Genomic DNA, 9,317 nt, shown 5'->3' with positions numbered 1-9,317 from the left:
GAGACGTGGCTCAAAGCCACTTTGCATCGCCTTTATTATTTGACGTTAAATTAATTAACATTAAAAACAATCAGTTGCGTATGAGTCGGGAAGTTAAACTTTTCGTTAATATTTCACTGCGCACACGCTGTCTTGATGGCGGTGGATTGCCCCCCTCACAACGCCAAATGAATCGCCTGTTCGTCACCTTCCTGCTGCGCGGGCTGCGCACAGCAAATCAGCACTTCATCTTCTGCCACGCGGGCGCTGGGCGGTGTTTTATAGGTCACTGCGCCCTGCAACAGTTTGGTTTTACAGCTGCCGCAGTGTCCGGCACGGCAGCTGTAGGCTGGGCTCAGGCCGCGCGCTTCGGCCAGCTCCAGCAGCGAACCGGCTTGCGGCGTCCAGCGCGCTTCCTTCATCGAGTCCATAAACCTCACCGGCACCGATTCAGTCGCCACCGGCGGCAGCGGCTGTGCTTCTGCAACGCCATCGCGGCTACGCTGCAACGATGATGGCCCAAAAGCTTCGGCGTGAATGCGGCGATCGGCGATATTGTAGGCGCGCAGCCCGTCGTACAGCTCCTGCGTGAATTGCGGCGGCCCGCACAAATAGAAGTCGTAGTCGTTGAACGGCAGCACCTGCGACAGCAGCGCCATATCGATGCGTCCGGCGACGTCGTAATCCAGATCCTGCTGCGCATCTGCCGTTTGGCTCAGCACGCGCACCAGCTTGAGCGCGCCCTGCGCCTGCGCCAGCAGCCGATCGATTTCGCGCACGAAAGGGCGCTCGGCTTTGCTGCGCGCTGACTGCAGCAGAAACGTCGGCCGCATCCGCTGTTTGCGCTGCCCCTCAAACACCAGATGACGCAGCATTGCCAGCATCGGCGTAATTCCCACGCCTGCAGCAAGCAGCACCGCCGGACGCGTTTCGCTGGCATCAATAGTGAAATCACCCGCCGGTGCGCGCGTTTCCACTAGGTCGCCAACCGCAAGCTGCTGGTGCAGATAGCGCGACACCGCACCATCACGCTTGACGCTGATGCGATAAAAACCGTCGGCGGGCGCGACTGATAAGGTATAGGCGCGCATTAGCGGCTTCTCAGCGCCCGGCGGCTGGACGCGAATCGGCAGATGTTGACCGGCCAGATGCGGCAGCAAACCGGCACCATCAGCCGGCATTAAATGAAACGAGCGGATGGTGGCGCTCTCATCGACAATTTTCGTCACCCGGAACGACCGCCAGCGCGTTGCCAGCTCCGCCGCACGCAAACGCTCGGCGGCAGTTTGCCAGTCACCGGTCATCAGTGAAGCGGGCGCGCTGCCATCGGCTGGCGTTTGCCAGCGCAGGGCGAGGGCGGCACGACGGCGCACGATGCGGCGCGCGCGAAATGTCCACAGCCGCTCAGCCCCCTGAAACGCGGCGATCTCCGGCGAGTCGAGTATCACCGCCGCTTCGCCGCTCATCTGCAGCGTGTCGCCGCTGGCGTAATCAATAAACAGCAATCCCGCCTGGCCATTCTGGTAGATATTGCCGAGCGTGGAGAAGAACAGGTTGCCGTTGAAATCGGGAATGGTCAGCAGGCCATCATCGCCGACGCGCACGAAACCGGGCTTGCCGCCACGATGCGAGGCATCCACCTGGCGATGCGGTTGATAGTTGTAGGTCGCCACATAAAAGGTATCCGCTGCGGCGATGCTGGCGCGCGCTTCATCATCCAGCGCGTTGAGCGTTTCCACAGCGCCGTGATAAGGCGCGGCGGGATCGCGCGCAAACTGAACGTCGCGCTGCTGAATATAGCGCGGACAGTTGCCAAAACTCTGCTCTACCTGCACGCGAAAACCGCCGCCAATCGCCTGCAGCACGCCATTCATGCGGTTACGCCGCCGCGTGTGCAGCTCAATGCCGAGCAGCCCGATCGGCGCTGCATCCTGCATGCCGGCCGCCGCCGGATCGCTGGCATCGGCGTGCGCGGCGATATCCAGCGTGGTGGCGTTGGGCGAGAAGATAAAACCGGGCTGGCCTTCCAGCAGCGTAGCCCAGGCATCGCCGTGCGTATCCACGCTGCCCGCGATAATAAACGGCAGCTGCGCGTAGAAATCACGATGCTGATCGGGCATGTGATCGCGCACCACGCGCTGGCCCACTTCCGCCATGCGATCCGCCACGCCCGCCTGCTGCTGCAGCGCAATTTCACCCGCATGCCACACTGACAGTTTCTCGCCCATGATCGTCTCCTAAACCTGGCTGCGCAGGCCCGCGGCTGTTTGCGGGAAGGGTACAAAGCCCGGTAGCGCTTCAATGCGGCGCAGTAAAGCGTTCACCGCCGGGTAGCCGGAGAGATCGACGTTGCCTTCCGGCGCACCGGCAATGTAGCTGTACTGCGCGATGTCGGCGATGGTCGGACCCTCGCCCACCAGCCATTCACGCCCTTCAAGGTGCTGCTCAATGCGTGACAGCACCAGATGGGCGCGGGCGATGACTTCTTCTGGATTGAATGGCCGACCAAACACGGTAATTAAGCGTGCCGCCGCCGGGCCAAAGGCGATATCACCGGCCGCCACGCTAAGCCAGCGCTGCACCGCCGCCGCACCGCGTGCATCTTCCGGCAGCCACTCGCTGCGCCCGGTTTTCTTCGCCAGATAGACCAGAATGGCGTTGGAGTCGGCAATATACACGCCGTCATCTTCCAGCACCGGCACCTGGCCGAACGGGTTCATGGCGAGGAACGCGGGCGTGTGGTGCTCGCCCGCTTTGAGATCGACATCCACAACTTCAAGCGGCACATCCAGCAGCGACAGGAACAGACGAGCGCGGTGCGCATGACCAGAAAGGGGGAAGTGATAGAGTTTCATGATGCGATTCCTTAGGTGATGCTCGGGATGATCCCGAGCCTGACCATAAGGTTCGCACAGACAATTGCGGGGCAGAATAGCCGGATTAGCGAAGTCATTGTTGCGAAAAATGGAAGAGTCTCGACGGGGTGATGAGCGCTATTTCTTGGCCTCAACGCCCGGCGTGGCGTCACGAATTAAATACTGCTCTGTTACCTGCGGCAGATGCGTCAAGGTCCAATCCGCCATCGCGATTTCCTGGTCGCGAATACGGTTAAAGATCTCGGCACTTTGGTGATCGTTAAGATGCTGCGCCGCCGCAATCAGCGAGGTGTAGCTGGCGATCTCAAGGTGTTCAAACACGTTGCCGCTGATGGCGCCTTTCACTACTTCATCTTCCACCATGACACCGCCGATGGACTGGCCGAAGGCCGAGATTTTGCCGGCGATATCTTTTAATACCGATTGTGAAGTGGAGTAACGGTCAATAACGCTCTGTACTAATACCTGGTGTTCACGGGTTTCAACCAGATGTTGTTCGATACGCAATTTAAGATCCGGATAGTGTTCAAGGCGTGACGCCATTTTTTCCAGCATCTTTTCGGCCTGTTTTTCCATCGCATGGGCATCTCTCACCCAATCGAGAAAGTGTGCTTCGCTGTTATTACTCATCGTATGGTTCCTTACTTAAAATAAAGGGAGCTGCAGCTAACGCGGATATTTATCGCTAGCCGCAGTGACATTACTCAGGGGATTTATCCACGACGCGACGGCTTTTTTTACCGCCTTTTCGTCCCGCTTCTATCGCGCGCTCGGGATTATTTCGGAAATTACCGCCGCTAAGCTGGCCGCCTTTTTTACCCGCTTCGCGGGCTCTTTCTGGGTCCATAGCAAAATTGCCAGAACCGCCACGTGGTGTTGTCATAATGAATGCCTCAAATAAGGTAGATAACTATTATTTCAGTTACCACTTAAGGCTAGTCGTTAAAGCCTAACGCACAAGGCAGGCTAATTAGGAGTTATCTTATCGGTGTTGAAAAGGCTCGCTTATTTCTCGTTATTTAATTTATTATTTTGTCGGAATGATAAATATATTCCTCTGGCTTAATTATGCGTAAAATAATTACCCGTATCGCTTATATTTAATTTAATTTTCAAGCTGATGAAATTAAACACCATTAAGGTTATTCTTTTACTATGCGGAAAGATGATTACTATTTTGATTATTAGCCCTTCTCTTCAAAGGGCTATGAACCATTTATTTACTTATACTGGACAACTTTATTTCACCAGCACCTGTGCACCGGCATTTTTCTCCAGTCGACACACATCAACTAGCGAAAGCAGCATTAATAACGCGACGCCGGCGAAAGCGATGTGAATGTCGCTTTGCGCAATGGCCGTATGATCGTGCCACAGCATGGCGCCGCGCAGGAACAGCGCGGCCAACGCGATACCCGCGCTCATGCTGAACTGGAAGAAGATGCTGAATACCACCGACGCATCGCTCATTTTGGCCTGCGGCACATCGGCGAAGCCGAGGCTGTTGTAGCAGCTGAACTGTAGCGAACGCGACAGCCCGCCAATAAACAGAATCGCCGCAATTGCGAAATAGCCGAGTGACGGATTGAGCAGCAGGCAGCCCAGCATCGCCGCCAGACTGATGACGCCGTTAACCATCAGCACCCGACGAAAACCCCAGCGCTTCATCAGCCAGGTGGTCGCCGGCTTCATCGCCAGATTACCGGCAAACACCCACAGCACCATCGCGCCCGCCTGCGCCGCGCTCCAGCCAAAACCGAGCTGGAACAGCAGCGGCAGCAAAAACGGCACGGCATTGATGGAGGCGCGGAAGAACGATCCGCCCATCACCGCGTTGCGGAAAGTGGCAATTTTTAGCGCGCTAAAGGGCAGCAGCGGCTGCGCATGGCGGAAGCTGTGACGATAAGCCAGCCAGCTGCTCAGCACGCCGAGCAGCAGCAGCGGTACGCCGAGGTTAAGATGCATCTGCCCCAGCGCTTCCAGCGCGATAATCAGCGAGGTGCAGGCGGTGGCGGTCAGTACGAAGCCCTGCACATCAAAGCGGCGCGGTTGCTCGGTTTTGAACTGCGGCACCAGATAGCCGGTCGCGATCAGCGCGAGGATGCCGAGCGGAATGTTGAGCCAGAAAATCCACGGCCAGTGACCATACGTGACAATCAGGCCGCCAAGCGGCGGGCCGAGCACCGGCGCAATCAGCCCCGGCCAGGTGATAAACGCGATGGTTTTCACCATCTCTTTTTTCTCGGTAACGCGCAGCACCACCATGCGCCCGACCGGCACCATCATCGCACCACCAATGCCTTGCAGAATGCGGCTGAGCGTGAACATCGCCAGCGTGTCGCTCAGGCCACACAGAATGGAAGCGAGCGTAAAAATCAGAATGGCGCTGGCAAATACCGTACGTGCGCCGAAGCGCTCCGCCAGCCAGCCGCTCATCGGAATGAAAACTGCCACCGCCAGTAAGTACGCACTCACACCCACGTTGAGCGCCACCGGGCTTGCAGCGAAATCGCGCGCCATCTGTGGAATGGCGGTGGTGATCACCGTGGCATCCAGGTTTTCCATAAAGAAGGTCACGGCGACCAGCAAAGCTAACATCATGGTGCGATTCACGTTCGGACGGGCTTCTCTGCCTGAGTGCGTCATGCGGGATCCTGCAAAAAACAACGGTAGGCAGAGACTGTTAATGAAAAATGCTTAGGGTGCAAATCAAATCACAGCATGCACCCGTGGTAGCGGCGCAATTCATTGCGCGATAAATCGCGCCGCTTCGGAAGGTGCGATGATTGGACCCGCACTGGGCAAATCAGATGGCTTCTGCCACGCTGGCTTTGGACGTAATAAACTGCACTACCGCACGCGTCACCTCGGCGGTGTTGGCCGTGCCGCCGACATCCGGGGTCAAAATGCCTTTGGCGCAGACAAACTCGATGCCTTGCATAATCAGCGCCGCCGCGTCGCGCTCGCCGAGATGCTCCAGCATCTGCACTGCGGTCCAGAAGGTGGCGATCGGGTTGGCAATGCCTTTGCCGGTGATATCAAACGCTGAGCCGTGAATCGGTTCGAACATCGATGGGAAGCGACGCTCGGGATCGATATTGGCGGTTGGCGCCACGCCGAGACTGCCCGCCAGCGCGCCAGCCAGATCCGACAGAATATCGGCATGCAGGTTGGTGGCCACGATGGTGTCGAGGCTTTGTGGATGCAGCGTCATGCGGTGCGTCATGGCATCAACCAGCATTTTGTCCCACCGCACGTCCGGGAACTCCAGCGCCACTTCGGCGGCAATCTCATCCCACATCACCATGCCGTGACGCTGGGCGTTGGATTTGGTCACCACGGTGAGCAATTTACGCGGGCGCGACTGCGCCAGTTTAAAGGCATAACGCATGATGCGCGTCACGCCGACGCGGGTGAAAATCGCCACCTCGGTGCCGACCTCTTCCGGCAACCCGCGGTGCGCGCGCCCGCCGTTGCCGGAATATTCGCCCTCTGAGTTCTCCCGCACGATGACCCAATCAAGATCGCCAGGACCGCGATTGCGTAGCGGTGACGTCACACCTGGCAGGATTTTGGTGGGGCGCACGTTGGCGTACTGGTCAAAGCCCTGACAGATCGGCAGACGCAAACCCCACAGCGTGATGTGATCCGGCACGTCTGGTGCGCCAACTGCGCCGAAGTAAATCGCATCGAACTTCTTCAGCGTTTGCAGGCCCTCTTCCGGCATCATCACGCCGTGTTGTTTGTAGTAATCCGAACCCCAGTCAAAGGTCTCGACATCGAACTTCAGCTGCGGATCCTGGCGCGTCAGCGCGTGCAAGACTTCCACACCGGCAGAGATCACTTCCGGACCAATACCGTCTGCGGGAATAGCGGCAATCGAATAGTTACGCATGTTGTTTCTCCAGATTAATGAGTATGAGGATGAGGAAGCTCGGCCGTTTGCGGCTTATTGCCGCTGGCAGAGAGCAGCAGAACCACGATGGCGGAGATCGCCAGCAGTCCCGCCACGAAATAGAGGCCCCAGCTGTAGCTGCCGGTTTGCTGGCGAATCACGCCAATCATCATCGGGCCGACAAAACCGCCGAGGTTGCCAATCGAGTTGATGGTGGCGATGCCCGCCGCCGCCGCTGGACCGCTGAGGAACAGCGTTGGCATGCTCCACAGCGGCGGTTTGGCGGCGCTGATGCCGACGGTCACCAGCGTCAGGGCGATAATCACCGTAAACAGCGTGCTGACGTTGCCGGCATAAATCAGTCCGGCCGCCGCCAGTAAACAAGCGCCGATCACGTGCCAGCTACGCTCTTTGGTGCGATCCGAATGGCGTGCCCACAGGATCATGCCGATCACGCCGATTACCGCCGGGAAGGCGTTGAGGAAACCGATCTGCATTGAGGATGCGCCAAAGCTGCGGATGATTTGCGGCGACCAGATGCCCAGCGTGTACAAGCCCGCTGAGGTGCCGAAATAGACCAGCGCCAGCGCTAAAACGCGCTTATCGGCCAGTCCGCGCCATGCGCTGCTGTGGCCCTGATTGGCGGCGCGCGCCTGTTCTTCCGCCCGCATAGTGTTTTCCAGCCAGGCGCGCTCCTCATCGTTCAGCCACTTCGCTTTTGCCGGACGATCGGTGAGGTAGAACAGCACCACAATGCCGAACAGCAGCGCTGGAATGGCTTCCAGCACAAACATCCATTGCCAGCCAGCGAAGCCCAGCAGGCCGTGCATCTCCAGCAGCGCAGCAGAGATTGGCGAACCGAGCGCCGTTGAAAGCGGTGCGGCAGCCATAAAGATGGCGGTGACCTGCGCGCGTTTCGCCGCCGGGAACCAGTAGCTGAGATAGAGAATGATGCCGGGGAAAAAGCCGGCTTCCGCCACGCCGAGCAGGAAGCGCAGCACATAGAAGCTGGTGGTGCCCTGCACGAAGGCCATGCAGCCGGAGACTAATCCCCAGGTGATCATCACGCGGGCGATCCAGATGCGTGCGCCGACTTTATGCAGAATTAAATTCGACGGTACTTCAAACAGGAAATAACCAAGGAAGAAAATTCCGGCACCAAAACCAAATACCGTAGGCGAGAAACCTAAATCCTGATTCATGGTTAATGCAGCAAAACCAATATTGACGCGATCGAGAAAGGCGATGAAGTAGAGCAGCATGATGAAGGGCACAATGCGTAACGTCACTTTACGCATCACCCTTTTTTCGAGGTGAGAGTTCATATTAAAGTGCTCCAGATTGTGTAGGGGTAGTATTATTTTTTGTCTTCGCGTTCAGTATGCAGTTTTGCTTTGGCGGATCATCAGGCGGGGATTATATAAAGTATTTGCATAATCAACAGGCGAGGGAAATGTGGATATAAATCAATTGCGTTGTTTTGTCGCCGTGGGTAAAGAACTCCATTTCGGGCGCGCTGCCCAAAGAATGGAAATGATGCCTGCGTCACTTTCTCGCTTCATCCGTTTACTGGAAGAAGACCTTGGCGTGCGCTTGTTAAATCGTTCGACGCGTAATGTTTCATTAACCGCCGAAGGTGCAATATTTTTTGATGAGGCCAGCAAATTAATCGATCAATTTGATGCGCTGGCGCAGCGATTTAAAGTGGGATTAAAAGATGAACGTCGGACATTACGCATTGGCGCCATCGATAGCGCCGCACGCGGATTAGTTCCGGCTTTACTCAACTTATTTGTGCCGCTGCATCCGCACAGTGATATTCATATTATTGAAGACAAAACCATTAATTTAATCCCGAAATTAAAATCGGGCTGGCTGGATATGATTTTTATTCGCGAACCGCAAAGTATCGATGCGTCTTTAGCGGTGCGCTTTATTACCCGTGAAAGCTGCGTGCTGGCGGTGCCAATTCAGCATGCGCTGGCGCAGCGCGAACAGGTGGCGGTGGCTGATTTTCAGCATGAAGCGATGATTATTCCCGATCGCCGCACGCGCCCGCACAGCCACGATCTGACGATGAATTTGTTCAAACTAGCGGGACTCACGCCACACATCGCGCAGTTCGCCGAAGAGAAACAAACCATTCTGAGTTTGGTGTCGGCCGGTTTGGGATTGGCCGTGGTGCCCGCGTCGTACCGCACGATGAATAGCGACAGCGTGCGCTATATTGCGCTGGATTTACCGGAACAGATTAAAGGTTTGCCGCTGAGCATTGCCTGGCAGAAGGGCAACGAAGACGGGTTTTTACTCGAGATGCTGCGGCTGCTGCATGAGAATGAATGTGAGTTGACGGAGAAGTTGTGATTTCCCTCACGCTAACCCTCTCCCAGAAGGAGAGGGAATGATTAGGTGGGAGAAAATGCTGAATTCCGCAGAGGACGGTTCCCTCTCCCGCCTGCGGGTGTTCAGTCCGGGGAGATCGTGAACACTTGTTCGGGGACATGGTAGACACTTACAACTAAGGCATAAGAACCCGTTTATGGAGTCGCTTATGCCCTGGGATGCGA

Annotated in this window: 8 protein-coding genes; 1 reads left to right on the top strand and 7 read right to left on the bottom strand. The window is 56.8% G+C overall.

All coding sequences use genetic code 11. The annotated features are described in order from the left end of the window. Positions 1–155: 155 nt before the first annotated feature. The 7 genes from WFL93_RS20260 to WFL93_RS20230 all read right to left on the bottom strand — a co-directional run bounded on the left by WFL93_RS20260 (position 156) and on the right by WFL93_RS20230 (position 8,075). Positions 156–2,207 carry an FAD-binding oxidoreductase gene (locus WFL93_RS20260; protein WP_336778911.1) on the bottom strand — a complete coding sequence of 684 codons (2,052 nt, stop codon included), beginning with the start codon at positions 2,205–2,207 and terminating at the stop codon, positions 156–158. Positions 2,208–2,216: 9 nt separating this feature from the next. Then, positions 2,217–2,834, bottom strand: a complete 618-nt coding sequence (locus tag WFL93_RS20255) for a glutathione S-transferase family protein (RefSeq protein ID WP_336778910.1) — start codon at positions 2,832–2,834, stop codon at positions 2,217–2,219. Positions 2,835–2,972: 138 nt separating this feature from the next. Continuing rightward, a complete protein-coding gene (locus tag WFL93_RS20250) occupies positions 2,973–3,485 on the bottom strand; it encodes a ferritin-like domain-containing protein (protein ID WP_007893072.1) in 513 nt (170 codons plus the stop codon). 70 nt (positions 3,486–3,555) lie between these two features. After that, on the bottom strand, positions 3,556–3,738 hold the full coding sequence (locus WFL93_RS20245; protein WP_007893075.1) for a general stress protein: 183 nt from the start codon (positions 3,736–3,738) through the stop codon (positions 3,556–3,558). Positions 3,739–4,094: 356 nt separating this feature from the next. Then, positions 4,095–5,501: an MFS transporter gene (locus WFL93_RS20240; RefSeq protein WP_336778909.1), complete on the bottom strand. Its 1,407-nt coding sequence runs from the start codon at positions 5,499–5,501 to the stop codon at positions 4,095–4,097. 160 nt (positions 5,502–5,661) lie between these two features. Then, complete coding sequence (locus tag WFL93_RS20235) at positions 5,662–6,750, bottom strand: tartrate dehydrogenase (protein WP_336778908.1); 1,089 nt, start codon at positions 6,748–6,750, stop codon at positions 5,662–5,664. Positions 6,751–6,764: 14 nt separating this feature from the next. Next, positions 6,765–8,075: an MFS transporter gene (locus WFL93_RS20230; protein ID WP_336778907.1), complete on the bottom strand. Its 1,311-nt coding sequence runs from the start codon at positions 8,073–8,075 to the stop codon at positions 6,765–6,767. 130 nt (positions 8,076–8,205) lie between these two features. Here WFL93_RS20230 and WFL93_RS20225 point away from each other — a divergent pair, with 130 nt between their 5' ends. Next, positions 8,206–9,114, top strand: a complete 909-nt coding sequence (locus WFL93_RS20225) for a LysR family transcriptional regulator (RefSeq protein ID WP_336778906.1) — start codon at positions 8,206–8,208, stop codon at positions 9,112–9,114. Positions 9,115–9,317 lie beyond the last annotated feature (203 nt).

The sequence above is a fragment of the Pantoea sp. USHLN256 genome, from assembly GCF_037149875.1.
In the GTDB taxonomy this organism is placed as follows: domain Bacteria; phylum Pseudomonadota; class Gammaproteobacteria; order Enterobacterales; family Enterobacteriaceae; genus Pantoea; species Pantoea nemavictus.
Note: the sequence above shows the minus strand (reverse complement) of the source record. Positions and strands in the feature narration are given on the sequence as shown.

Bases quoted from the DNA above. Each gene is read 5' to 3' on its own strand.
- WFL93_RS20260 (WP_336778911.1), bottom strand. From the start codon at position 2,207: ATGGGCGAGAAACTGTCAGTGTGGCATGCGGGTGAAATTGCGCTGCAG.
- WFL93_RS20255 (WP_336778910.1), bottom strand. From the start codon at position 2,834: ATGAAACTCTATCACTTCCCCCTTTCTGGTCATGCGCACCGCGCTCGT.
- WFL93_RS20250 (WP_007893072.1), bottom strand. From the start codon at position 3,485: ATGAGTAATAACAGCGAAGCACACTTTCTCGATTGGGTGAGAGATGCC.
- WFL93_RS20245 (WP_007893075.1), bottom strand. From the start codon at position 3,738: ATGACAACACCACGTGGCGGTTCTGGCAATTTTGCTATGGACCCAGAA.
- WFL93_RS20240 (WP_336778909.1), bottom strand. From the start codon at position 5,501: ATGACGCACTCAGGCAGAGAAGCCCGTCCGAACGTGAATCGCACCATG.
- WFL93_RS20235 (WP_336778908.1), bottom strand. From the start codon at position 6,750: ATGCGTAACTATTCGATTGCCGCTATTCCCGCAGACGGTATTGGTCCG.
- WFL93_RS20230 (WP_336778907.1), bottom strand. From the start codon at position 8,075: ATGAACTCTCACCTCGAAAAAAGGGTGATGCGTAAAGTGACGTTACGC.